Source organism: Actinoplanes sp. NPDC021490 (genome assembly GCF_055562135.1).
Genome location: NZ_JBVHFW010000004.1, coordinates 281,445 through 306,459 on the forward strand (window position 1 = coordinate 281,445; position 25,015 = coordinate 306,459).

The 25,015-nt window shown below is 71.2% G+C and carries 22 protein-coding genes and 1 pseudogene; 18 read left to right on the plus strand and 5 right to left on the minus strand.

Annotated elements, in window-relative coordinates; translation table 11 throughout:
* Positions 1–2: 2 nt before the first annotated feature.
* Positions 3–1,001 (plus strand): glucose-6-phosphate dehydrogenase (coenzyme-F420), encoded by a 999-nt coding sequence (fgd, locus tag ACZ3I4_RS13015; RefSeq protein WP_465382095.1) that lies wholly within the window; start codon positions 3–5, stop codon positions 999–1,001.
* On the opposite strand, the gene ACZ3I4_RS13020 is transcribed toward fgd, so the two are convergent.
* On the minus strand, positions 998–2,200 hold the full coding sequence (locus tag ACZ3I4_RS13020; RefSeq protein WP_465382096.1) for a glycosyltransferase family 2 protein: 1,203 nt from the start codon (positions 2,198–2,200) through the stop codon (positions 998–1,000). The two genes, fgd and ACZ3I4_RS13020, sit on opposite strands and share 4 nt — an antisense overlap.
* 293 nt (positions 2,201–2,493) lie before the next feature.
* Between ACZ3I4_RS13020 and ACZ3I4_RS13025 the strand changes: the two genes are divergently transcribed.
* From ACZ3I4_RS13025 to ACZ3I4_RS13045, 5 genes are all read left to right on the plus strand, one after another.
* Positions 2,494–3,366, plus strand: coding sequence for an LLM class F420-dependent oxidoreductase (locus ACZ3I4_RS13025; RefSeq protein WP_465382097.1), 873 nt, complete (start codon positions 2,494–2,496; stop codon positions 3,364–3,366).
* A gap of 2 nt (positions 3,367–3,368) precedes the next feature.
* A complete protein-coding gene (locus tag ACZ3I4_RS13030; RefSeq protein ID WP_465382098.1) occupies positions 3,369–4,025 on the plus strand; it encodes an HAD family hydrolase in 657 nt (218 codons plus the stop codon).
* 69 nt (positions 4,026–4,094) lie between these two features.
* A complete protein-coding gene (locus ACZ3I4_RS13035) occupies positions 4,095–5,765 on the plus strand; it encodes a sodium:solute symporter family protein (RefSeq protein WP_465382099.1) in 1,671 nt (556 codons plus the stop codon).
* A gap of 12 nt (positions 5,766–5,777) precedes the next feature.
* On the plus strand, positions 5,778–6,077 hold the full coding sequence (locus ACZ3I4_RS13040) for a hypothetical protein (RefSeq protein ID WP_465382100.1): 300 nt from the start codon (positions 5,778–5,780) through the stop codon (positions 6,075–6,077).
* An 88-nt stretch (positions 6,078–6,165) separates the two neighbouring features.
* The gene (locus ACZ3I4_RS13045) at positions 6,166–6,417 is read left to right on the plus strand and encodes a hypothetical protein (protein WP_465382101.1); all 252 of its coding nucleotides are present in this window, start codon (positions 6,166–6,168) and stop codon (positions 6,415–6,417) included.
* Positions 6,418–6,422: 5 nt separating this feature from the next.
* Here the strand turns inward: ACZ3I4_RS13045 and ACZ3I4_RS13050 are convergent, their stop codons facing one another.
* A complete protein-coding gene (locus ACZ3I4_RS13050) occupies positions 6,423–7,544 on the minus strand; it encodes a PQQ-dependent sugar dehydrogenase (protein WP_465382102.1) in 1,122 nt (373 codons plus the stop codon).
* Between the two features lie 116 nt (positions 7,545–7,660).
* Here ACZ3I4_RS13050 and ACZ3I4_RS13055 point away from each other — a divergent pair, with 116 nt between their 5' ends.
* The 5 genes from ACZ3I4_RS13055 (at position 7,661) to ggt (ending at position 16,043) form a co-directional block, all read left to right on the plus strand.
* Positions 7,661–9,136, plus strand: coding sequence for an alpha/beta hydrolase (locus tag ACZ3I4_RS13055; RefSeq protein ID WP_465382103.1), 1,476 nt, complete (start codon positions 7,661–7,663; stop codon positions 9,134–9,136).
* 19 nt (positions 9,137–9,155) lie between these two features.
* Entirely contained in the window at positions 9,156–10,349 is a 1,194-nt protein-coding gene (locus tag ACZ3I4_RS13060) for an MFS transporter (protein ID WP_465382104.1), read from the plus strand.
* Positions 10,350–10,369: 20 nt separating this feature from the next.
* Positions 10,370–12,133 carry an ABC transporter ATP-binding protein gene (locus ACZ3I4_RS13065; protein ID WP_465382105.1) on the plus strand — a complete coding sequence of 588 codons (1,764 nt, stop codon included), beginning with the start codon at positions 10,370–10,372 and terminating at the stop codon, positions 12,131–12,133.
* Positions 12,130–14,049 carry an ABC transporter ATP-binding protein gene (locus ACZ3I4_RS13070; RefSeq protein WP_465382106.1) on the plus strand — a complete coding sequence of 640 codons (1,920 nt, stop codon included), beginning with the start codon at positions 12,130–12,132 and terminating at the stop codon, positions 14,047–14,049. Before ACZ3I4_RS13065 ends, ACZ3I4_RS13070 begins: the two co-directional genes overlap by 4 nt.
* Positions 14,050–14,246: 197 nt before the next feature.
* Positions 14,247–16,043, plus strand: a complete 1,797-nt coding sequence (ggt, locus tag ACZ3I4_RS13075) for a gamma-glutamyltransferase (RefSeq protein ID WP_465382107.1) — start codon at positions 14,247–14,249, stop codon at positions 16,041–16,043.
* 37 nt (positions 16,044–16,080) lie between these two features.
* On the opposite strand, the gene ACZ3I4_RS13080 is transcribed toward ggt, so the two are convergent.
* On the minus strand, positions 16,081–16,725 hold the full coding sequence (locus ACZ3I4_RS13080; protein WP_465382108.1) for an alpha/beta fold hydrolase: 645 nt from the start codon (positions 16,723–16,725) through the stop codon (positions 16,081–16,083).
* A 57-nt stretch (positions 16,726–16,782) separates the two neighbouring features.
* Complete coding sequence (locus ACZ3I4_RS13085) at positions 16,783–17,433, minus strand: hypothetical protein (RefSeq protein ID WP_465382109.1); 651 nt, start codon at positions 17,431–17,433, stop codon at positions 16,783–16,785.
* Between ACZ3I4_RS13085 and ACZ3I4_RS13090 the strand changes: the two genes are divergently transcribed.
* The 6 genes from ACZ3I4_RS13090 (at position 17,399) to ACZ3I4_RS13115 (ending at position 23,616) form a co-directional block, all read left to right on the plus strand.
* Positions 17,399–18,274: a TolB family protein gene (locus ACZ3I4_RS13090; protein WP_465382110.1), complete on the plus strand. Its 876-nt coding sequence runs from the start codon at positions 17,399–17,401 to the stop codon at positions 18,272–18,274. The genes ACZ3I4_RS13085 and ACZ3I4_RS13090 overlap by 35 nt on opposite strands.
* 48 nt (positions 18,275–18,322) lie before the next feature.
* Positions 18,323–18,697, plus strand: a complete 375-nt coding sequence (locus ACZ3I4_RS13095) for a hypothetical protein (RefSeq protein ID WP_465382111.1) — start codon at positions 18,323–18,325, stop codon at positions 18,695–18,697.
* A gap of 52 nt (positions 18,698–18,749) precedes the next feature.
* A complete protein-coding gene (gene trmB / locus ACZ3I4_RS13100) occupies positions 18,750–19,394 on the plus strand; it encodes a tRNA (guanosine(46)-N7)-methyltransferase TrmB (RefSeq protein WP_465382425.1) in 645 nt (214 codons plus the stop codon).
* Between the two features lie 19 nt (positions 19,395–19,413).
* The gene (locus ACZ3I4_RS13105; protein WP_465382112.1) at positions 19,414–21,486 is read left to right on the plus strand and encodes a sensor histidine kinase; all 2,073 of its coding nucleotides are present in this window, start codon (positions 19,414–19,416) and stop codon (positions 21,484–21,486) included.
* Between the two features lie 70 nt (positions 21,487–21,556).
* Complete coding sequence (locus ACZ3I4_RS13110; protein ID WP_465382113.1) at positions 21,557–22,972, plus strand: selenium-binding protein SBP56-related protein; 1,416 nt, start codon at positions 21,557–21,559, stop codon at positions 22,970–22,972.
* The gene (locus ACZ3I4_RS13115) at positions 22,969–23,616 is read left to right on the plus strand and encodes a hypothetical protein (RefSeq protein WP_465382114.1); all 648 of its coding nucleotides are present in this window, start codon (positions 22,969–22,971) and stop codon (positions 23,614–23,616) included. The genes ACZ3I4_RS13110 and ACZ3I4_RS13115 overlap by 4 nt, the downstream gene beginning before the upstream one ends.
* A gap of 51 nt (positions 23,617–23,667) precedes the next feature.
* Here the strand turns inward: ACZ3I4_RS13115 and ACZ3I4_RS13120 are convergent, their stop codons facing one another.
* Positions 23,668–24,339: a hypothetical protein gene (locus tag ACZ3I4_RS13120; protein ID WP_465382115.1), complete on the minus strand. Its 672-nt coding sequence runs from the start codon at positions 24,337–24,339 to the stop codon at positions 23,668–23,670.
* A gap of 158 nt (positions 24,340–24,497) precedes the next feature.
* Between ACZ3I4_RS13120 and ACZ3I4_RS13125 the strand changes: the two are divergent.
* Positions 24,498–25,010, plus strand: a pseudogene (locus tag ACZ3I4_RS13125) (pyridoxamine 5'-phosphate oxidase family protein); the annotation flags it as partial.
* Positions 25,011–25,015 lie beyond the last annotated feature (5 nt).

The window sequence follows — 25,015 nt, forward strand, 5'->3', positions numbered from 1 at the left end:
CCATGATTCGGTTCGGGTACAAGGCTTCGGCGGAACAGTTCCCGCCGGCGGAACTTCTCAGATACGGCGTCCTGGCCGAGGAGCTCGGCTTCGACTCGGTCTTCGTCAGCGACCACCTGCAGCCGTGGCGGCACGACGGCGGGCACGCCCCGGCCGCGCTGCCGTGGCTGGGCGCGCTGGCCGCCCGCACCGAGCGGGTGCTGATCGGCACCAGCGTGCTCACGCCGACGTTCCGCTACCACCCGGCCGTGGTCGCCCAGGCGTTCGCCACGCTCGGCTGCCTCGCGCCCGGGCGGGCGATCCTGGGCGTCGGCTCGGGCGAGTCGCTCAACGAGGTGCCGCTCGGGCTGGCCTGGCCCGACGGCAAGGAGCGGTTCGCCCGCCTCAAGGAGGCCGTGCTGCTGATCCAGAAGCTCTGGTCGGAAGACCGGGTGACCTACGAGGGGCAGTTCTACAAGACCGAGAACGCCACCATCTACGACAAGCCGGAGACGCCGGTCCCGATCTACATCGGCGCCTCCGGCCCGGCCGCCACCCGGCTCGCCGGCCGCATCTCGGACGGCTTCATCACCACCAGCGGCAAGGGCCACGAGCTCTATACCGACACCCTGCTGCCCGCCGTCCGCGAGGGCGCCGAGAAGGCCGGCCGCTCGATCGACGACCTCGACCTGATGATCGAGGTCAAGGTCAGTTTCGACGACGACTTCGACAAGGCCCGCAACGACACCCAGCACTGGGGCGCGCTGGCGCTCTCGCCCGATGAGAAGACCGGCGTCGAGGACCCGATCGAGATGCAGCGGCTCTCCGACGCGCTGCCGGTCGACCGCACGGCCAGCCGCTGGATCTGCTCGTCCGACCCCGACGAGCACGTGGGCAAGGTCGCCGAATACCTCGACATGGGCTTCAAGCACCTGGTCTTCCACGCCCCGGGCCCCGACCAGGAACGCTTCCTGCGCCTCTATTCCGAGCGCATCCTGCCCGAGCTGCGCAAGCGGGCCTAACTGCCCTGCTTCTTGACCGAGCGGAGCCGGGCCCGGCGACCAGTCGTCGAGCCCATGCCCTCGCCGTTGATGACGCGCAGATCCGGTTGGGACTGCCGCACGCCCTGGATGCGGCGGCGACGGCTGCCGACCTCGCGCTGGGCCGGCTGGATTGCGCCGGGGGCGAGGCGCCACGGCGTCTCGGCCGAACGCGGCTGCCGGTCGGGTCCGCCGAGCCGCTCCGGGTGCCCGTCCCGCCAGGACGGCGGCGCGTCGTTGCGGCTGCGGGCCGGGCCGGCGCCGTGGAACGGAGGCTGGACCGGCGGCGTCCACGCCGGTCGGCTCAGGTCGGTCTGTGACCAGCCCTTGGTGCCGGTGAAGCGGCGCACGGTGGTGCGCTCGCGGGCCAGGCGCTCGCCCGCCCGCAGCTCGTCGCCCAGGGCCTCGACGGCGCGCCGGTCGAGGGCGCGGCGGCCGGCGCCGGTCTCGTCGTTCAGTGGTGCGCGACGGTCGGGGCCGGTGTAGGTCAGATTGCGCATCGGGGCCGGTGGCGCCCAGACCGCACGGTCGCCGCCGCGCAGCTCGCCCAGGGCGGTGCGCAGCCAGTGGCGCAGGCGGGCCCGGTCGCGGGCGGCCGGGCGGCGGACCGGGGGATAGGCGACGCTCGGCACCTCGGCCACCCGCAGCCCCCGTACGGCGGGACGCAGCGCCAGCAGCGGGCCCACCTCGGGGCCCTCGCCCCACGCGGCGGCCGCGCGCGAGCCCGGGTCGGCGAGGCCGAGGCCCGGCACGGCGTCGCGCCAGAAGGCGGCGTACCCGAAACCGGGGTCGGTGCGGCGGATGCCCAGGACGGTGCTGAAACACCAGATCAGCAGGAGGTTGGCCCAGCGGCGGAACCGGCCGCCGGTCAGGTCGCGGCCGCCGGCCGAGTAGCGCGAGCCGAGCGCCACGTCCGCCCCGGCGAGCAGCGACGCCACGTACCGGGGGATCTCGGCCGGGTCGGTCGAGCCGTCGCCGTTGAGCGTGACCACGATGTCGCCGTGGGCCGCCCGGACCCCGCAGGCGATCGCGTTACCCAGGCCGGGCCGGGTCGGCGGCACCAGCACGGCGTCCGGCCACGCCGAGAGGTCCAGACCCGTGCCGACCACGATGACCTCGTCGACCCGGGGCAGTCCGCGCAGGCTCAGGTGCAGCCCGGCGGGCTCGCGGGCCGGGATCACGACGCTTACGGAGGGTGACGGGGTTCGGCGGTGGCTCGTCGCTGCGGAAAGCGGCGAAGGAGGCATGGCGGTGCTCCTCAGGCTGGTTCCTGATCAAGAAAACTACCGGTCGGCAACCGAACAGCAACTCACCGGAACGGTGGAGGACGATCAACTTCGCGGACCGTCCGGTGCCCGCCCGACGGTTGCCGGGAGCCCGATAAGGCCGGTTCGTCACTACGCTGCGTACGGGAATGGGGGTTTGCGGGTAGGCTTTGATCCGTTGCGGCGAATGTCCGGGAAAAGAGGGACCCGTGAAACTTGGTTTGCACATCTCGAACTTCACCTGGCCCGAGGGCGCGCCCCGGCTCGGACCGGTCCTCGCCGACATCGCGTCCTCGGCCGATGAGGCCGGCTTCGAGCGGATCAGCGTGATGGATCACCTCTGGCAGATCGGTGTGATCGGCCCGCCGGAGTGGGACATGCTCGAGGCCTACACGGCGCTCGGCTTCGTGGCCGCGCATACCAAGAACGCGAAGCTGCTCACCCTGGTTACGGGCGTGGTCTATCGCGACCCGGGCCTGCTGGCCAAGGCGGTCACCACGCTCGACGTGCTCAGCGGCGGCCGGGCGATCCTGGGCCTCGGCGCGGCCTGGAACGAGGAGGAGTCGCGCGGTCTCGGCCTGCTGTTCCCGCCGACCAAGGAGCGGTTCGAGCGGCTCGAGGAGGCGCTCCGGATCTGCAAGCAGATGTTCGCGGGTGACGAGACGGCCTTCCACGGCACGCACTACCGGCTCGACCGCCTGCTCAACCACCCGCAGCCGCTGGCCCGCCCGCACCTGCCGATCCTGGTCGGCGGCGGCGGCGAGAAGAAGACGCTGCGGCTGGTCGCGCAGTACGCCGACGCCTGCAACCTGTTCCCCGGCCCGGAGGTGCAGCACAAGCTCGACGTGCTCAAGCGGCACTGCGACGACGTCGGCCGCGACTACGACGAGATCCAGAAGACCGTGCTGTTCAACTTCGATCTGGGCGAGAAGGGCGAGCGAGTGGGCGAGATCATCGACGGCCTGCGCCGGCTGCACGGGCTGGGCTTCGAGGTCGGGCACGGCGGCCTGCGCAACGCGTGGGACACCAAGCAGTTCGAGGTCTTCGCCTCCGAGATCGTCCCGGCCGCGGAAAGCTTCTGACCATGACGATCGAGGCAGTGGTCTTCGACCTGGACGGCGTGATCATCGACACCGAGGAGGTGTGGGAGGAGGTCCGGCGGGCCTACGTGGCCGAGCACGGCCGCGAGTTCCTGCCCGACACCCAGGACCGCATGATGGGGATGAGCACCCCGGAATGGTCCGGTCACCTGGCCCACGACGTCGGCGTTCCCCGTACGCCCGAGCAGGTGGCCACCGACGTGCTGAGCCGGATGGCCGAGCGCTACCGCACGTCGCTCCCGCTCATCCCGGGCTCGGTCCAGGCGGTCCGGGCCCTCGGCACGCGCTTCCCGCTGGCGCTGGCCAGCTCGTCGGCCCGCATCCTGATCGACCAGGTGCTCGAGACGGCCGGGCTGACCGACGCGTTCCGGGTGACCCTGTCGACCGAGGAGGTGCCCCGGGGCAAGCCCGCCCCCGACGTCTATCTGAGCGCCTGCGAGAAGCTCGGCTTCGCCCCGGCCGTCTGTGCCGCCGTCGAGGATTCGAGCAACGGCCTGCGCTCGGCGGGCGCGGCCGGCCTGGCGGTGATCGCCGTGCCGCACGGTGTCTACCCGCCCGCCGCGGACGCCCTGGCCCTGGCCTCGCTGGTCGTCACCAATGTGTCCGAGCTCTCTCCGGAAGTTGTCGAAGGTCTCCGTTAGGTAACGCCAAGGTGTGAAAGATATTCGAGTCGGGTAGTCGGCGGCTGACTTTCCCCTCGGAGGTGGCCTGTGGTGCTTGCCGCGGAGAGCGGGCTACGGCTCGATCTCGACATCGTTGATTACCTGATCCTGATCCTGTATTTCGGCACCGTCCTCGGGGTCGGCTTCGCGGCGCGAAGAGCGATCAAGACCAGCGCCGACTTCTTCCTCTCGGGCCGGTCGTTGCCCGCCTGGGTGACCGGCCTGGCGTTCGTCTCGGCCAACCTGGGCGCCCTCGAGATCCTCGGCATGGCCGCCAACGGCGCCCAGTACGGCCTGTTGACACTGCACTACTACTGGATCGGCGCGGTTCCCGCGATGGTCTTCCTCGGCATCGTGATGATGCCGTTCTACTACGGCTCCAAGGTGCGCAGCGTCCCCGAGTTCCTGCGGCGGCGCTTCAACAAGCCGACGCACATCTTCAACGCGATCAGCTTCGCGGTGGCGCAGGTGCTGATCGCCGGCGTCAACCTGTTCGCGCTGGCGCTGATCCTCGACGCGCTGCTCGGCTGGGAGCTCTGGGTCTCGATCCTGGTCGGCGCCGCGATCGTGCTGACGTACATCACGATCGGTGGTCTCTCCTCGGCCATCTACAACGAGGTGCTGCAGTTCTTCGTGATCCTGGCCGGTCTGATCCCGCTCACGATCGTCGGTCTGGTCAAGGTCGGCGGCATCGACGGCCTGTTCGACGCCGTCCGCAGCGGCCCGCTGGGCGACGCGGCCCTGCACACCTGGTCGAACACCGGCAGCAGCGCCGACAACCCGCTGGGCGCCAACTGGATCGGCATCCTGTTCGGCCTCGGCTTCGTGCTGTCGTTCGGATACTGGACGACGAACTTCGCCGAGGTGCAGCGCGCGCTCTCGGCCAAGAACATGAACGCGGCCCGTCGTACGCCGATCATCGCCGCCTTCCCGAAGCTGCTGATCCCGGCGGTCACCGTCATCCCCGGTCTGATCGCCGTCGTGACGGTCAAGGGGCTGGGCGCCGACGAGGGTGAGCTCACCTACAACAACGCGATCCCGCTGCTGATGCGTGACCTGCTGCCCAACGGCGTGCTGGGCGTGGCGGTCACCGGTCTGCTCGCGTCGTTCATGGCCGGCATGGCCGCCAACGTCAGCGGCTTCAACACCGTTTTCACGTACGACATCTGGCAGGCCTACATCAAGAAGGACCGCAGCGACGAGTACTACCTGCGGATCGGCCGTTACGCCACCATCGGCGGTGTCGTCATCGGCATCGGCACGGCGTTCATCGCCTCCGGCTACGGCAACATCATGGAGTACATCCAGCAGCTGTTCTCGCTGTTCAACGCTCCGCTGTTCGCGACCTTCATCGTGGGCATGTTCTGGAAGCGGATGACCCCGTGGGCCGGCTTCTGGTCGCTGTTCCTGGGCTTCATCGCCTCGCTGACGCTCTACATCCTCTACCTGACCGACGCGGTCGCGTTCAACTCGGCGCTCGAGCAGAGCTTCTGGGGCGCGGGCGTCGCCTTCGTGACGGCGGTCGTCGTCGCGATCGCGGTCACCATGTTCACCCCGTCGAAGCCGGAGGAGGAGCTGCGCGGTCTCGTCTACGGTCTCGGCGGCACCTCCGGCGGCACGGCGATCGTGTCCGGCGAGAAGGTCTGGTGGCGCAACCCCGTCCTGCTCGGCGTGATCGCGGTCGTGCTGGCCCTCGCCCTGTACATCCCGGTCTGGTAAGGAGGTCTCACCATGGCGGAGAACAACGACCAGGTCGACGAGAAGAAGCTCTCGGCCGCGGCCCGGCTCTTCGACGTACGGCGGGTCATCGGTGGCCTGTTCGTCGTCTACGGCGTGATCGTCACGATCCTCGGGATCTTCGACAGTCAAGCCGAGATCGACAAGGCCGAGGGCGTCCGGATCAACCTCTGGATGGGCATCGGCATGCTGGTGCTGGGACTCCTCTTCCTTCTGTGGCTGCGGCTCAATCCGCCCACGGCGCCCGATCCGGCGGATCTGGACACGGACGACGACCGGCCCCCGGCGCACTGATGTCCGAGGCGGTGTGACCCGGTAGCCATCGGGTTGCACCGCCTCCGCATTCATCGAGTCGGGCCGGGCGGCGACCGATACACGGGGCATGGAAGCCATCGCCCCCATCAGTAACGCCCGGGCTGGCGGTTACCGTACCGCCGGCTGGCAACAGCAGATCCGAGTCGACTACGTCGTGAACAAGGTCATGCAGACCCACCGCGGTCAACATGAGGACCAGGTCAAGCAGGCCATTCAGGACCAGCTCCGCGCCGTCGGCGTGGTGCCCAACGGCCGGCAGATCGCCCAGTACGCCGCGGCGATCTCGGCCCTTCCCGAACTTCCGCCCAACAACAAGTAGTTCTTCTACCGAGCAGCGAATCGCAGGATCTTGTCGTCGCCGTCGCGGGGATCACCTCGGCCGTCCCGGTTCGAGGTGGTCACCCACAACGCTCCGTCCGGGGCCACGGCGACCGTACGCAACCGCCCGTACTCGCCGCTGAGCGCCGCCTCGGGCTGGCCACCGCCGAGCGGAACGGTCCACAGCCGCTCACCGCGCAGCCCGGCCACGTAAAGCGTGTCCCCGGCCACGGCCGCGCCCGACGGCGACGCCTCGTCGGTGTTCCACTGCACGATCGGGTCGACATAGGCCGACCGGCCCTCCTTGCCCTCGACCTCGGGCCAGCCGTAGTTCTTGCCCGGCTGGATGACGTTGACCTCGTCCCACGTGTTCTGCCCGAACTCGATGCCGTACATCTTCTTGTCCGGCCCCCAGGCCAGGCCCTGCACGTTGCGGTGGCCCATCGACCAGACCGGCGACCCGCCGTACGGGTTGCCGGGCGCCGGCTTGCCGTCCCGGGTGATCCGCAGGATCTTGCCGTTGACGTCGCCGCGGTCCTGCGACTCGCTGCCGTTGCCGGCGTCGCCCGTCCCCACGTACAGGAAGCCGTCGGGCCCGAACGCGATCCGCCCGCCGTTGTGGATGCCCGCCTTGGAGATCCCGTCGAAGATCACCCGGGGGCGGCCGCCGGCGAGCGTGAACCGCACGATCCGGTTGTCGCCGCTCGCGGTGAAATAGGCGTACAGGAACTTGTTCTGCTCGTAGGCGGGGTCAACCGCGATGCCGAGCAGGCCGCCCTCGCCGCCCGCGTCGACGCCCTCGACGGTGTACACCCGCTTCGGGTCGCCGCCGCCGGCCGGGATCCGCCGGATGTCGCCGCTGTCGCGCTCGCTGACCAGCGCCGAGCCGTCGGGCAGGAAGGCCAGTCCCCACGGCACCTCGAGGCCGTCCACGATGATCTGCGGCTTGCCCAGAGCGATCTTCTTGGCCGGGGACGAACCCGCCGGGCCCGAGGAGGCCGGGGCCGGGGGCGGTGACGGGCTGAACGTCGCGCCGCTGGGGGCGGCGGCCTCGCCGTCGGAGCAGGCCACCAGCAGAAAAGCGCCGGCCGTGGCCAGGACGAGACGGGTCCGTGCGGCGGGTGTCATCGCTCCACGGTGCCACGGCCCGGCGAACTTTCCCCGGTTTACCGGACTCATGATCGTCGTTCGTCCGAAGATGGGGCCGCGCGGCGCCTCGGCCGTGCAGGGCGGAGAGACAGCGCGTGCGAGCTTCGACGCGACCCTTCCGGGCCGTGGCCCTCACGGTGATCACCCTGCTCGCGTACGGGTTCGTGCCGCCCGTCCCGGCGAGAGCGGCCGCCCTCACGTGGACCGTGTGCCCGGAGGATGCCCAGGTGCAGTGCGCGGAGCTCCCGGTGCCGGCCGACTGGGCCGAACCGTCCGGTCCCCGGATCACGCTCACCATCGCCCGCCGCCGGGCGACCGACCCGGCCCACCGCCTCGGCGTGCTGCTGGTCAACCCGGGCGGGCCGGGCGGTTCCGCGTACGACTTCACGATCGGCGCGACCGGCTTCTTCGGCGAGGAACTGCGCAAGCGGTTCGACATCGTCGGCGTGGACCCGCGCGGGGTGGGCCGCAGCGCGCCGGTGCTCTGCTCGCGCGACCTGCTCGACGCCAAGCCGTCCCCGCTCGTCGAGACCGAACAGCAGTACGCGGCGATGGTCGCCTTCAACCGGAAACTGGCGGCCGACTGCGCGTCCCGGACCGGCGCCCACTTCGGTCACGTCGACACGGTCAGCGTGGTGCGCGACTTCGACGCCGTCCGCGTGGCCCTGGGCGAACAAAAGATCAACTTCTGGGGGGCCTCGTACGGGACCCTGATCGGGCAGCAGTACGCCGAGCGCTATCCGGCCCGGGTGCGCGGGCTCGTGCTCGACAGCGTGATGGACCACAGCGCCGGCTTGGACGACTTTCTGACCCGCGAGACCGACGCCGCGCAGGACTCGTTCGGCGAGTTCGTCAAGTGGTGCACCCAGGACAAGCGCTGCGTGCTGCGCGGCCAGGACGTGCCCAAGCTGTGGGCGTCCGCGATCGTCCGGGCGCGGGCCGGGCAACTGACCAACCCGTACGACTCGTCGCTCAAGCTGAGCCTCTCCGACCTGCTCACGGCCGCCTTCTCGGCGTTCTACGAGCCGCAGTGGTACTCGTTCGCCTACTACCTGCGCGACGCACTCACCCCCGCGCCGGCCAAGAGCCGCCGCGCCGCCCCGGCCGCCGTCGATCTCGTCGACTACAGCTTCTCCCCGGTCATCTGCCAGGACTGGAACCTGCGGGTCACCGGCTTCGCCGACCTGCGGCGGCGGATGCGGGCGCTGGCCCTGCGCGCGCCCCAGATGCTGATCTCGCCGCTCGCCCTCTCGGCCATGACCGGCTGCCTGGGCTGGCCGTCCCCGCCCGGCAACCCGCAGGCGGCCGTCACCCCGCCGCCCGGCCTGGGCCCGATCCTGCTGGTCAACTCGCGCCACGACCCGGCCACGGCGTACGCCTGGGCGCACAGCGTGGCGGCCCAGTTCGGCTCCCCGACGAGCCTGCTCACGTACGACGGCTGGGGTCACGTCGCGTACAACAAGAGCCGGTGCGTCTCCGGGGTGGTCGACCGATATCTGCTGAAGCTCCGGCCGGCGCCGCCGGGCGCGCACTGCCCGCCGGAGGAGCCGGAGCCGTTTGGAGTTGGCTGAGGCGGGCAGAATCCTGCCGATGTCCCCCTCGTTCGTCCTCGCCCGGTATGTGGGTGTCGCCGTCTTCGCCCGTCTCGCCGACGAGGGCGCGCGGGTCTCGATCCTGCTGCTCGTGCTCGAACGCACCGGCGACCCGGGCCTCGGCGGTCTCCTGATCGCGGCATTGATGGTGCCGCACGTGCTGGCCGCCCCGGTCGTGGGCGCGATCGCCGACGCCGTCCGGGGGCGCCGCCTGCTCTACGCCACGGTCTATCTCGCCTACGCGGGCTGTCTGGCCGCCGCCGCCGCGATGATCGGCCGCTCCACCGCGGGCGCCGTGCTCGTGCTGGTGCTCGCCGGCTGCTGCGCGCCGCTGCTCATCGGCGGGCTCAGCAGCCTGCTCGGCGATCTCGTGCCGGACCGGCTGGAGCGGGCGTTCGGGCTCGACGTCATGTCGTACAGCATGGCCGGGATCGCCGGTCCGGCCCTGGCCGCCGTGCTGGCCGGGCTGGCCGGCGCCGCATGGTCGACCGTCGGGCTGGCCGCGCTCGTGCTGGCCGCGGCCGCGCTGCTGGTCACGCTGCCGCTGCCGGTGGCCACGGGCCGGCGCCGGCTGGCCTCGCCGCTGGCCGCGTTCACGCTGATGGCCCGGCGGCCCCGGCTCGGCGCGGTCACCGCCGGAACCGTTTTCAGCATGGCCGGCATGGGGGCGCTACCGCTGGTGGCGGCGCTGATCGCGGCCCGGGAGAGCCGCACCGAGCTGACTGGCGTGATCCTTTCGGCGGGCGCGGCCGGTGGACTGATCGGCTCGCTGCTGTGCACCCGCTGGCCGATCCGCCGGTGGCGTCCGGAGTGGGTGGTCGCCGTCTGCCTGGCCGCCACCGCCCTGCCGTTCGCGATCCTGGTCGTCGTGCCCGCCTGGTGGGTCTGGCTGCCGCTGTTCGCGCTGGCCGGCGGGCTGGGCGCGCCGGTCTCGGTGGCGGTCTTCGCCGTACGCGATCAGGAGTCCCCGCCGGAGCTGCGCACGCAGGTGTTCTCGCTCGGCGCCGGGCTGAAGGTCACCGCGGCCGCGGCCGGGGCCGCCGCGGCCGGGCTCGCCGCGGGCGCCGGGGCGGCGGCGATCATCCTCGCGGTCGCGCTGTGCCAGCTGCTCGGTGCGGTGGCCGTGGTCCTGGTGGGCCGCGTCACCCCCACGTCTCCCGAGCCCCGGAGTATCGTTAGCCAGGCTAACTAGACCTGCCGCAGGAGGCGCCGTTGTCCCGCCGCGCACCCCGGGCGTCCATCGATCCCGACGCCCGCAAGGGCTGGCTGCGCCGGGCGCTGCCGTTGGTCAAGGCCCATCGCGCGTTGCTGATCACCTCGCTGGTCCTGTCGTTCGCCGGCCTGATCGTGCAGGTGCAGATCCCCAACCTGGTGCGGATCGGCATCGACGAGGCCATCGTCGAGAAGACGGCGCAGCTCGGCACCTACATCTGGTGGATCGTCGGGCTGGCCCTCGTGCAAGGGCTGATCAACTTTCTGGCCCGGCTCTATCTGCTGCGTACGGCGTACGAGCTCGAATACGACCTGCGCAACATCGTCTACGCGCACCTGGCCCGCATGCCGTTCGGCTTCTACGACCGGGTGCAGACCGGCGAGCTGATGTCCCGCTCCGGCTCCGACATCCGGGCCGTGCAGATGTACCTGGCGTTCGGCCCGTCCATCGTCGTGCAGTGCCTGATCGCCGTCGTCGCGTTCGGGCTGATGCTCTCGATCAACGTGCCGCTGGCCATCGTCGCGATGATCACGATGCCGATCATCGGGGTGCTCGGCGTCAGCATGCGCAAGGCCATCTTCCCGGTGTCCTGGATGATCCAGGCCCGGCTGGCCCATCTGGCCACCGTCGTCGACGAGAACATTCAGGGCGTACGGATCGTGAAGGCGTTCGCGGCCGAGGGGCGCCAGCTGCGGCAGCTCGCCGAGAGCGCCGACCGCATCCGGTGGGCGTACCGGCAGGACGCGCGGATCCGCAGCCGCTGGAACCCGGTGCTGGACAACCTGCCCCGCCTCGGGCTCGCGCTGGTGCTGCTGGTCGGCGGCTACATGGTGATCGAGGGCAGCACCACCGTGGGCACGATCGTCGCCTTCAACTCGTACGTGCTCATGCTGCAGCCGCCGTTCCGCATGCTCGGCATGATGATCATGATGGGGCAGCGGGCCTCGGCGTCCGCGCGCCGGATCTACGACATCCTCGACACCCCGAGCGACGTCGTCGACGGTCCCGAACCGCTCGACGTGCCGCTGCGCGGTGACCTCGAGTTCTCCGGCGTGAGCTTCGCCTACCCGAACGGGACCGTGGCCCTGGACGGGCTCAACCTGCGCATCCGCCCCGGGGAGACGGTGGCCGTCGTCGGTGGCACCGGGTCCGGCAAGTCGACGCTGGGCCGGCTGATCGCCCGCTTCTACGACGTGTCCTCCGGACGGGTCACGATCGACGGGCACGACGTCCGCACGCTGGCCCTGCACTCGTTGCGGCAGCAGGTCGGCATCGTGCCCGACGAGCCGTTCCTGTTCTCGATGTCCCTTCACGACAACATCGCGTACGGGAAACCGGACGCGACCCGGGAGGCGGTCGTCGAGGCGGCGATCGCGGCCGACGCCGACGAGTTCATCACCGAGCTGCCCGACGGCTACGACACGGTGGTCGGCGAGCGCGGCTACACGCTCAGCGGCGGGCAGCGGCAACGGGTCGCGATCGCGCGGGCGCTGCTGGTCAACCCGCCCGTGCTGGTGCTCGACGACGCCACCAGCGCCATCGACGTCACCGTGGAACAGCGCATCCACGCGTCGCTGCGCGATCAGATGCGCGGCCGGACGACGGTGATCGTCGCCCACCGGCTGTCGACGATCGGGCTGGCCGACCGGGTCGTGCTGATGGAAGGGGGCCGGGTCATCGCCGACGGCACGCACGCCGGGCTGCTGAAGTCGGAGCCCCGGTACGCGCAGGTGCTCGCGGCATCGCTGGAGGCGACGGCATGAGCATGTTCGGAGGCGGGTTCGGGGGCTTCAACGCGGGCGGCCGGTCCACCGTCGGCGCGGCCGGGCGCAAAGGCAACGGCCTGCCGTTCGCGGGCATCCCCGACGACCTGCGCGAGGGCGTCGCCCAGCTGGAGGCGCGCGAGCCCGACCACGGCGATCCCGGAGTCGCCTTCGACCCGGTCGCCGACGCCGGCACCCGGGTGTCGCTCGGCCGCCTGCTGTTCGGCCGGCCCGGGCTGCTCGTCGCGGCCTCGATCGCGATCCTGGTCGAGACGCTGCTGCTGCAGGCCGGCCCCTATCTCGTGCAGGTCGGCATCGACCACGGCATCGCGGACGGCAACCTGCGGGTGCTGATCCTGGCCACCGCCTGCTTCGTGGCCGCGGTGCTGCTCACCGGGGTCGCCACGGCGGTCCGCATGCGCAAGAGCGGCCTGCTCGCCGCGGCGGCCACCCGCGACCTGCGCATCCGCATCTTCGCCCATCTGCAGCGCATGTCGCTCGACTACTACACACGCGAGAAGGCCGGCGTCACCATGACCCGGATGACCTCCGACGTGGAGTCGTTGCAGAGCCTGCTGCAGGACGGCTTCGCGCAGTTCCTGATCCAGGGACTGACGATGGTGGTCGTCACCGGGCTGCTGTTCCACTACAACGCCTACCTGGCGATCATCACGCTGGTGCTGGTCGTGCCGCCGCTGACGATCGCGTCGCTGTGGTTCCGGCACGCGGCCGACCGTGGCTACAACCGTCAGCGCGACACGATCGCCGCCATGTTCGCCGACCTGTCCGAGAGCCTCAACGGCGTACGGGTGGTGACCGCGCACAACCGGCAGGAGCGCAACGTGGTCGCCCACCGCGAGGTGGTCGGCAGCTATCGCGACGCCAACGACTGGACCGGGCGGATCAACGCGATCTACGGCCCCGGCACGTCGGTGATCGGGCTGATCGCGATGGCGGTCCTGCTGCTCATCGGCGGCCGGATGGTGTTGCGCGGCGACCTGACCATCGGCGAGCTGACCGCGTTCGTGCTCTACATCAACTCGTTCTTCCAGCCGGTGCAGCAGCTCGTGCAGCTCTACACGCAGTACCAGCAGGGCAAGGCGGCGATCGGCAAGATCCGCGGCCTGCTCGCTTCGCCGCCCACGGTGGTGTCTTCCCGCGACGCCGTCGTCCTTCCCCCCGTACGGGGCCGGATCGTCTTCGACGACGTGACCTTCGGATACGATCCCGCCCGGCCGGTGCTGGCCGGGGTCCACCTGGACATTGCGCCCGGCGAGACGGTCGCGTGCGTCGGTCCCACCGGGGCCGGCAAGTCGACCCTGGCCAAACTGGTGACCCGCTTCTACGACCCGACCTCCGGAAGCATCTCGATCGACGGGTACGACCTGCGGGACGTGACCCTGGACTCGTTGCGGACCCAGATCGGGGTCGTCCCGCAGGAGCCGTTCCTGTTCGCGGGCACGCTGCGCGACAACATCGCCTTCGCCCGGCCGTCCGCCACCGACGACGAGGTCTGGGCCGCGGTCGACGCGGTCGGGCTGCGCGACCTCGTGCAGCGCTCGCCGGAGGGCCTGGACACGCCGCTGCACGAGCGCGGCCAGTCGGTGTCGTCGGGCGAGCGGCAGCTGCTCGCGCTGGCCCGGGCGTTCCTGGCCGAGCCGCGCGTGGTCGTGCTCGACGAGGCCACGTCCAGTCTCGACCTGCGATCGGAGCTGCGGGTCGAGGCGGCCCTGGACGCGCTGCTCGACGGCCGCACGGCGATCCTGGTCGCGCACCGGCTGTCCACGGCCATGCGGGCCGACCGGATCATCGTGGTCGACGACCACCGCATCGTCGAGACCGGCAGCCACGACGAGCTGGTGGCCGCGGGCGGACGCTATGCGGCGATGTTCGCTACTTGGGCGGCGCATTCCTGACGGATCTGGTAGGCAGGGATAGACCAGCGACACTGTTTGTCATCCACAAAGCACCCTGCTCGGCCCGCGCCTGTGGATAACTCGCCCTCCCGGCTTGACACAGGCGTAGGTTCGACCCCACCTCTCTCCCCGTGGTGGGTGGGGGTTTGGGATGGCCCTACCAGACAAGAAAAGTTGTCGAGATCCTCGGAGGATCAATGCGGATTCGGCCGGTCCTAGGCGTCACTTCCCTGGCTGCGGCGCTGCTCATCGCGCCGTCGCCGGCCCAGGCGGGCGGGGGCGGTCATGCGCCCGCACTCGGCCCCACCGCGACCGGTTACGGCGGCGCGGTCTCCACGGTCGACCCCACGGCCACCGCGGTCGGGCTCGACGTTCTGCGTCGCGGCGGCAACGCGGTCGACGCCGCCGTGGCCGCGGCGGCCACCCTCGGCGTCACCGAACCGTTCTCGTCCGGCATCGGCGGTGGCGGCTTCTTCGTCTACTACGACGCCCGCAAGCGCAGCGTCTCCACCATCGACGGCCGCGAGACCGGTCCGGCCACGATGAAGGAGACCCACTTCATCGACCCGGCCGACGGCCAGCCCTACGACTTCCCGGAAGCCCGCGTCTCCGGCCTCTCCGTCGGCGCCCCGGGCACGCTCGCCACCTGGCAGGCCGCCGCCCGCAAGTGGGGCACGAAGTCGCTGCCCAGCCTGCTCGAACCGGCGGCCCGGGTGGCCGACAAGGGCTTCCCGGTCGACGCCACGTTCCGCCAGCAGATCGCCGACAACGCCGCCGCGTTCGGTCAGTTCGACTCGACCAAGGCGCTCTACCTGCCGGGCGGCGCCCCGCCCGCGGTGGGCTCGACCCAGCGCAACCCCGACCTCGCGGCCACCTACCGGCTGATCGCCCGGCAGGGCATCGACGTGCTCTACCGGGGCGCCGTGGCCCGCGACATCGTCCGGACCGTGCAGAACCCGCCGGTGTCCAGCAGCCCCGTCGGCACCTGGGCCTATCCGATCCGGCCGGGCACTCTCACGCTCGACGACCTGAGGCGTTACGACCTGCGGTTCCCGGCCCCGACCCGCTCGCAGTTCCGTGACCTCACCGTCTACGGCATGTCCACCCCGTCCAGCGGCGGCGTGGCGGTCAGCGAGGCCCTCAACATCCTCGAGACGGCCGGCCTCTCCAAGTCCGATGTCACCAAGGCTCTGCACTACTACCTCGAGGCGTCGGCGCTGAGCTTCGCCGACCGCAACCGCTACGTGGGGGCGTACACGCCGAAACCGGTCCTCAAGAAGCTGGTCTCGGACTCGTGGGCCAAGCAGCGCGCGTGCCAGATCAAGCCGGGCGCCGCGCTGACCAAGCCGGTGCCGCCCGGTGACCTCAACGCGACCGGGTGCACGCCCGCGACCGTCGGCGGCCCCACCGAGCAGGGTCAGAGCACCACCAACCTGACGGTGGCCGACCGCTGGGGCAACATCGTCGAATACACGTTCACGATCGAGCAGACCGGCGGCAACGCGATGGTCGTGCCCGGCCGGGGCTTCCTGCTCAACAACGAGCTGACCGACTTCAACTTCACCAACACCCAGGCCCCCGCGGCCGACCCGAACCTGCCCGGCCCCGGCAAGCGGCCGCGCAGCTCGATGTCGCCGACGATCGTCCTGCAGGACGGCAAGCCGTTCCTGGCCCTCGGTTCGCCCGGCGGCGCGACGATCATCACGACGGTCCTGCAGATCCTGCTCAACCGCGTCGTGCTGGGCCGATCGCTGCCCGACGCGATGGCCGCTCCCCGGGCCTCGCAGCGCAACTCCGCGGGCATTCAAGCCGAACCGGCCTTCCGTACGACCTATGGCCCGGCCCTGACCGCGCTGGGTCACACGTTCGGTCCCGACGTCCCCGAGCTCGGCGCCGCGACGGCGATCGAGTTCACCCGCGGCGGCGGCTTCATCGCCTCGGCCGAGCCGGTCCGCCGCGGCGGCGGCGCGGCCGGGGTCGTCCACCCTCGCTGAGTGCGGAGGGCCGGGGTTCGCCCCGGCCCTTCTCGGTCTAGAGCAAGGCCCGCAGGCGGCTTGCGAAACCCTCGGGGTCGCACAGGTGGGTGAACGCGTTGTTGCGGGTCGGGCCGGACGGGCCCGGGGCGGCCCCGGCGACGGCGAGACGGCGGGTGGGTGGTTGCGCTCTCCAGCCCGCGTACGCCTCCAGCAGGGCCGGGTCGCGGCGGGGCTCGGCGAACGGGCGAAACTGCTCCGGCACCGCCGCCAGCCCGGCCGCCGCGACCAGGTCGTCGACCGTGGCCGGGATGTTGTCGTCCGGCTCGTCCAGCGTGAGCAGGCAGTGGGTCGCGTACGCGTCGGCGAACGCGATTGCCAGCCAGGCCGACGTGCCGTGCCCGACGACGATCGGCGCCCGGTGCAGCTGCAGGTCCTGCACCAGCCCGGCCAGGTCGGCGGCGATCCGCTCCAGGCTGTAGTCCGCCCGCGGCGGGCACTGGCCGTGTCCGGGCAGGTCGGGCGCGATGACCGTGCAGTCGCCGGCGAGTTCGGCGGCGACCGGCCACCACATCGTCCGGTCGAACAGCAGGCCGTGCAGCAGGACGACGGGCCGGCCGAACTCGCCCCACCGGTCGTAGACGAGGCGGTTGAGCGGGCTGTTCGTGGCGTGGGTGGAGCGGCGCGGGGGCTGGGGGTGCATGGCGACGGGTCCTTCTTGTCGTTCCGGACGGGAAACGGGCGCGGAAGGGCGCCGTCGCTATACCCGAAGGACCGGACTTGAAGCTTCGCCACCGCGGCGGTCGCCACCAGCGGTAACAACGACATCGACGGGCGCCCGGGCGTGGGCGCCGGCCGGGACGATCCCGCCGCCGGTCACGTCGGCCGCGGGCCGCAGCCGGTGAGACGGGGCGGCAGCCGTCTCGGCGCCGGTCTGGTGATCGTGCGAGGTCTCCGTGGCCGCGGTTCCCGTGTGGTGTTCCGCGCCCGCCGGCACCAGCGCGACGGCGCCCAGCGTGAGCAGCAACATCACGACCGCCAACAGCCCGGCGCGTGTGCGTCGGACCCCGATCATGTGACCCAGCCTACGTCGGCCGTCCCGGTCCGACCACGGACGCGTACGGCGGCGGCTCACCGGAAAGAGGGGAAATTCCCGGTTTGGCGTGTGGGAATCGCTTAGGAGCAGAACGGTTGCGACGATCCTCTCGATGTACATGCGGGTCCGGCGCGTCGGGGGGCGTTTCGTCATGAAGGTGGTCAGGGCTCTGGCACTGGCGGGGGTCGTTGCCGGCACGATGCTGCACCCGGCGGCCGCAAGCGCCGCGAACACGAGCGCGGCGAAGACGACGGCCGCGAGCGCAACGAAGGTGGCGGCGGTGAAGACGCCGAGCCTCGTGGCGTACGTGCGCAACGGCGACATCTATGTCAGCAAGGGCCCGACCGAGAAGCGCCTCACCACCGGGGCCAACCACGCGCGCCCGCGCTGGTCGCCCGACGGGAAGTCGATCGCCTTTCTCAAGGCCGGCTACCTGTGGGTCATGAAGGCCGACGGCACCGCCCAGCGACGGCTCACCACCCGGGCCGCGGCCGGGCCGTCGTGGTCGCCGGACGGCAAGTCGATTGCTTTCGCCTCGCTGTCCTGCACCGGCGGGCCGGGGGTCTACAAGATCGCGGCCACCGGGAAGGCCACGCCCGAGGTGCTCTTCCCGCGTGACTGCCGGGAGGCGGAACTGCCCGCCGAGCCGGCCCCGGTGACGTCCCGGACTGGTTCGCTGAGCGAGCGGCTGAGCAACGACGACTCGGTGGCCTGGTCGCCCGACGGCGGACGGATCGCGTTCCGCGGGGGCGACTGCGACTCCGTCTACGACGCCTGCCTCAGCGTCGGCACCGTGGCCACCGGCGGCGAGCAGACCGTGGCCGCGTACGGCGGTGGCAGCCTGCAGACCAGGGGGTTCGCCGTGGTGCCGAGTTGGCGCACCGACGGGGCGAAGCTGGCCTGGACCGCGTATCAGAAGGGCGAGACCAAGGCCGACGATCAGCCGCTGCACGTCGTCGAGTACGACCCCCGGACCCGGGCCAAGCGCACCGTCGGCGGCACCCTGGACCGCGAGATGGACTACATCTCGACAAATCGGGCGGTCATCACCGGTCAGTACGGAAAGGGCTCTTGGATCATGGTGGTCGACCTGGCCAAGAACCAGCGGTCGCCGTTCCGCGAGGGATCCCAGCCCAGTGTGCAGCCGGTGCGCTAAGCAGGCCTGGCGAGGTTGCCGATAGGGGAGTAAAGAGGGAGCAACCGCATGACCATCTCCGGGCTGGGCACCACCCGCACCCCCCAACCGCCGACGACGTCGGTCAGCCGCGCCGCGCGGGCCGAGAAGCCGGCCGACCGTACGGGCGAGCATCTGACCGGCCGCGACCGCGAGCTGATCTTCCAGGTCACCGGTCAGCGTGACCCGGCCAAGCAGTCGGCCACCGCTTTCGGCGCGATCCTCGCCGCGGAACGGGCCGCCGGCCGTCTGGCGCCGGGGCAGGAGGCGAGCGCGCTCTATCTCAAGGACCTCAACCGCCGCTACGAGCGTACGGGCGGGCCCAACCCGGTCGCCGCGTTCCTGCCCAAGGCCCTGGCCTATCTGCCCGAGGGCGGCGTGAGCGGGATCGACGTCTCAGCGTAGAAAGAACGGCGTGCACCCGCCGATCCGTACGTTCCATCCCCGCCGGGGCCGCATGAGCGCCCGCCACGAGGACGCCCACGCCGCCCTGTGGCCGACCCATGGCCTGCTGGTCTCCGACGGCGACCGCACGCCGCTCGACCTGGACGAGCTGTTCGGCCGCGACCACCCCAAGGTGCTCGAGATCGGTTTCGGCATGGGCGACACCCTGGCCGCGATGGCGCGGGCCGACCCGGAGCGCGACTACCTGGGCATCGAGGTGCACACGCCCGGCATCGGCAACCTCCTCGCCCTCGTGGGAGATCAAGACCTTTCCCACGTACGGGTGGCTCGCGGCGACGCCATGCAGCTGGTGCACCGCCTGGCGCCCGGCAGCCTGGACGCGATCCACGTCTTCTTCCCCGATCCGTGGCCCAAGGCCCGCCACCACAAGCGCCGCCTGATCGAGCCCGGGAATGTCGCCCTGCTGCGCGACCGGCTGCGCCCGGGCGGAATCCTGCACTGCGCGACCGACTGGCCCGGCTACGCCGAGGCGATGGCCGCGACGCTGGACGCCGATCCGGGGCTCGAGCCGGTCGACCGGGACCGCGCCGGACGGCCCGAGACCAAGTTCGAGCGGCGCGGCATCCAGGCGGGCCGGCCCATCACCGACCTGCGCTACCGGCGCCGACCTGATGATTCGGGGCTTTGCAGCAATTAGCGCCTTATAGGCTGGACGGGTGGCTAAGCGGCGAGATGACCCCGGCCGCGAAGCATGGCCCGGTGGCCTCGACGAGAACCTGCTGGACGAGGTGGCCGAGCTGCATCCGGCCTCGCTCGACGGCGGTGGCGCCGACGAGCTGGCCGCCCTGCTGGCCCGGGCCGCGCACGCGCCCGTCGGGGTGATCTACCTGGTGCGGGGCACGACGCTGCGCCTATACGGCAGTCACGGCCTGGCCGACGAGAGGCGCCGGTCCGAGGTGCCGCTCGACGGCTCGCTCGCCGCCCTCGTGCTGCGCGACGACGCCCCCCTGGTGATCGACGACCTCTCCGCCACCGCGTTCAAGACGCACGGCGCCTACGTGGGCCATCCCGTACGCGACCAGAACGGCGCCGTCCTGGCGGTGTGCGGCGCCGCAGACGTGGAGCCCAGGCAGTGGGCGCCCGGGGACGTCGCCTCGGTGGCCGAGGCCGCCCACGTCGCCGGTCTGCTCCTGACCGAACAGCTCGCCCGCTACGAGCTGGCCCGGCAGCGCAGCTTCCTCGACGCGGTCCTCGACAGCCTGCACGACGGCGTGACCGCCTGCGACGAGCAGGGCCGCATCGTGTTCGTCAACGAGCGGATGCGCCGGCTCTGGGGCGAGACCGGCCTGCCCGGCGAGGGATGGCTGGAGGGGCTGACCGACACCGAGGGCAACCCGCTGCGCCGCGACGACCTGGGTTTGTTCCGCGCGCTCAAGGGCGACCACCTGGTCGACGCCGAGGTCGTGCTGAACGGCCCCGACCGGCGCCGGTACTACCTGGTCGACGCCCACCCGATTCCCGGTCCCGGCGGCCGTACGGCGGGGGCGGTGCAGGCCGTCCAGGATGTGACCCGGCGCAAGCGGGTCGAGCGGTTCCGCACCTGCGAGCTGGGCGTCACGACCGCACTGGCCGACGCGCCGAGCATCGAGGCGGCCGGCCCGCGGGTGCTGGAGGCCGTGGTCAGCACGCTGGAATGGGTGCACGCCGAGTTGTGGCTGGTCGACGAGACGGCGGCCGTGGTGCGCTCGGCCGCGCGGTGGAGTGCCCCGGGTTTGCGGCCGGACATCGAGGTGCCGGCCGATCTGCCGTACGGGGTGGGGCTGGCCGGGCGGGCGTGGCAGGTGGGGAAGCCGCTGTGGATCCGGGACGTGGGCCGCCCGCAGAGCCTGATCTCGCCGGAGACCGCCGCGTCGGCCGACCTGCACACGGCGCTGGCTGTGCCCGTACGGGAAGGCTTCGAGACTCTCGGTGTGCTGACCGTCTTCGCCGACTCGATCGAGGACCCGGAGGACGAGCTTCTGGCCCTGATGGCCGGGATCGCCGCGCACATCGGGCAGTTCGTCGAGAAGCACCGCGTCGAGGATCTGCAGCGGCAGCTGATCCGCAGCAAGAACGAGTATCTGGCGCTGGTCGGTCACGAGCTCCGCACGCCGCTCACCTCGATCAGCGCGTACACCGAACTGCTGCGCGAGGCCGACGAGAAGAGCCTGGTCGCCGACGGGCCGCGCCTGCTCGAGGTGATCGACCGCAACACCAACCAGCTACGCGACATCATCAACGAGCTGATGGAGCTGTCCGCCCTGGACGGTGGGCACGCCGACATCCAGCTGACGCCGACGGACCTGGCCGAGATCGTCCGCGATTCGGTGGCCAAGACCCGCGCGGCGGTGGCCGGGGCGCCCCTGGTGATCGACGACGAGCTGCCGGAACGGCTGGTGCTGCCGGGCGATCGCAAGCGGCTGCGCCAGGTGGTGGACAACCTGCTCGGCAACGCGGTCAAGTACAGCCCGGACGGCGGGCACATCGGGGTGAGATTGCGCGCGGCCGGGCGGGCGGCCGAGCTGGCCGTCTCCGACACCGGGCTGGGCGTGTCCAACGACGAGCGCGAGAAGCTGTTCACCGGGCTCTATCGCACCTCGCGGGCGCGCGACTCGGCGATCCCGGGCACCGGCCTGGGCATGACGCTGAGCCGGGCGGTGGTCAGCAAGCACCACGGCAGCATCGAGTTGCTGGCCCACGACGGTCCGGGCACCACTGTGCTCCTGCGGCTGCCCATGGAGGCGCGCTGAACGCTCGTTGACAACCTGTTGACAGTTGTGACTCTAGTCACGCGGTGATCAGCGGGTGAGGATGAGCTGCATGACCCGGTGGACTCCTGATCCGACGTTCTATCCCTCGCCCCGCGACGCGGCGGACGCCCCGGCCGAGCAACTCGCCTACGTGGCCGCCTTCGACCGGTCCGCCCAGCAGCCCGACGCGATCGCCGTCGTCGACACCGATGCCGGCTCGGAGACGTACGGGAAGGTGGTCGGCTGGACCGATCTGCCGCACACCGGTGACGAGCTGCACCACTTCGGGTGGAACGCGTGCAGCAGCGCGCTCTGCCCGACCGCGCCGCACCCGCACGTCGAGCGGCGCTATCTGATCGTGCCCGGCCTGCGGTCGTCGCGGATCTATGTGATCGACACCAAGGACGACCCGCGCGCCCCGCGGATCGTCAAGGAGATCTCGCCCGAGGAGTTCGGCGCCTCGGGCTATTCGAGGCCGCACACGATCCACTGCGGACCCGACGGCATCTACGTCTCGGCGCTCGGCAACGCGACCGACGGGGGTGGGCCGGGCGGCATCGCCGTGCTTGATCACACCAGTTTCGACGTACGGGGAAAGTGGGAAGCCGACCGGGGAGATCAGCACCTGGCGTACGACTTCTGGTGGCACCTGACCCGCGACGTGCTCGTCACCTCGGAGTGGGGCACCCCCGACATGATCGAGGACGGGATCGTGCCGGAGCTGCTGCTGGGCCGCAAGTACGGGCACCGCCTGCACTTCTGGGATCTGGCCAAGCGGTCGCTGGTGCAGAGTGTCGACCTCGGCGACCAGTATCAGATGACCCTCGAACTGCGGCCCGCCCACGATCCGGCCCGCGAGTACGGCTTCGTCGGCGTCGTGGTCAGCGTGGAGGACCTGTCCGCGTCGATCTGGATGTGGCATCGCTCCGGCGGCCCGGGCAGCGATTTCGCGGTGACCAAGGTGATCGACATTCCGGCCGAGCCCGCCGCCACCGAGGATCTGCCGCCGGCGTTGCGGCCGTTCGGCGCGGTGCCGCCGCTGGTCACCGACATCGACCTCTCCGTCGACGACCAGTTCCTGTACGTCTCGTGCTGGGGGACGGGCGAGCTCAAGCAGTACGATGTGAGCGACCCGTTCCACCCGGTCGAGGCCGGCTCGGTGCACCTGGGCGGCATCGTCCGCCGTACGCCGCACCCGTCCTTCCCCCAGGAGCGCCTGGCCGGCGGCCCGCAGATGGTCGAGGTGTCGCGCGACGGCAAGCGCGTCTACGTCACCAATTCCCTGTACGGCTCGTGGGACGACCAGTTCTACCCCGACGGCGTGGGCGCCTGGCTGGCCAAGATCGATGCCACCCCGTCCGGCGGCCTGAACTTGGACCCGCGTTTCTTCCCGCACGGCGACGAGTTCCGCGGCCGGCGCGTCCACCAGACCCGCCTGCAGGGCGGCGACGCCAGCTCCGACTCGTACTGCTTCCCCTCCGCGTGACCTGGGGACAGATCGCGGCCCTGGCCGGGCTGGGCGCCTTCCACGGCCTCAACCCGGCCATGGGCTGGCTCTTCGCGGTGGCCCGGGCCATGCAGGAACGTTCCCGCGGCGTCCTGCTGAAGTCGCTGCCCCCGATCGCCCTGGGCCACCTGGCCTCGGTGGCGATCGTGGCCGCGGTCGTCTCGGCCACCTCCTCGGTGGTGGCGGCCAACGTCGTCGGCATCGCGGGCGGCGTGGTGCTGGTCGCCTTCGGCCTGTGGCGCCTGCTTTCCGAGCGTCACTTCCGCTGGGCCGGCATGCGCCTGTCGTCGCCGCAGCTGGCCGGCTGGTCGTTCCTCATGTCCTCGGCCCACGGAGCCGGCCTGATGCTGCTCCCCGTCCTGGCCGCCGCGCCGATAGCCACGGCGCACTCCGGACATGTCGCCTCAACCGGCCTGGACGCCACCCCACTGGCCGCCCTCGAAGGCGTGGCCGCGGCCGGAATCCACACCGTGGCCATGCTCGCCGCCATGGCCACCTGCGCGGTGCTCGTCTACGAATTCGTGGGAGTCAACATCCTCCGTCGCGCCTGGTTCAACATGGACCGTCTGTGGGCCGCGGTGATGGTCGGCGCCGGCGCCCTGACGATCGCTCTGACCGCCTGACGGCCGTCCCGGCTGACTCGGTGGTCAGACCGGGACGGTCGCAGGGCTGGATCAGGCGGCCGGGGTGCTCCACATGGCCGTGAAGGCGGCCGCCTCGCCGGCCAGCCAGGTCTCGATGTCGGTGGGCTTGGCGCTGGGGTCGAGGCGGTGGACCTGGCCGCGGCGGAGGTCGACCAGGACGGGCTCGGCGTTGGGCAGGATCTGGTCCATGTGACGGGCCATCAGGTGCAGCATGGCCGTGGTCAGCTCGGGCGTGGGCGGAGCCTCGTCGAAGTGCAGGCGGACGGCCTCGCGCCGGCCGTCCTCGTACTTGAGGCCGAAGTGGGGGTTGATCTTGACGACCAGCGGGCCCACGGAGGCCAGCGCGTCGCGGGTCTGGGCCAGGCCGACCTGCTCGGGGTCGCCGAGCGAGGCCAGATAGGTCTTCGCGCCGGCGCTGACCGACTCGTAGAGCGGCTTCCACCGCTCCTTGACGAGATCGGCCACACCGGACAAATAGCTGCCCCCGGTGCGGAACGCGATGTCGGCCTTGAGCGCCTTGACGAGCTGGCCGTGCGGGTTGAAGCCGGACCGGCGCTCACGCGCGCGGCGCAGACCGCCGACGAACGTGGCCTTGGCCGGACCGGTGCGAGTCACATACCGGGTGAAACCCAACATGGTCGCGTAGGGCGGGATGACGGGCACGGTGTTGGTCGAGGGAACACTCAAAACGGGCGCGGTCACGTCGATCTCCTCACTGGGCAAGCACGATCGAAGGCGCACACGACACGCCGAAGATCAGCAGCTCACGGGCCCTTTTAGTACATACATTCTAATCGACGGGTACGACATTTCCCAACCCCGCAGCCGCGTACCCTCACACGTCGGAGAACGGAGACCGCATGCCCCTGACTAACCCCTGGCTCACCGATCCGATGCCGCCCGGCCGGCTGCCTCGGGAGCGGCTGGAGGAGCGCATCCTCAACCTGCTGTCGTCGCAGAACATGTGCGTGCTGGCGACCGCCGGGCCCGACGGCCCGCTGGCCACCCCGGTCCGCTACTACTCGCTCGGCTTCGCGGTCATGTTCACCGCCGCGCCCCGCTCGCCCAAGGTCCGCAACATCGAGGCCGACCCGCGGGTCTCGGCCGGCATCTTCGCCCCGCTCACCGGCCTGGCCTCCAGTCGCGGCGCCCAGATCTTCGGCGAGGCCCGCGTGCTCGCGCCCGACCACCCCGGCCGGGAGCGTTACTGGGAGGCCTTCCGCTGGGAGAACGAGCACGCCGAACGCGGCCGCCCGCTCACCGAACCCCCGCGCGACTCCCTGATCGTCATCGAGGCGACCCGCATCGTCTACACCGAACACTGGCTGCGCCGCGAGGGCTTCGCCGCCCGCCAGTTCTGGCGCCGTCCCGAGCAACG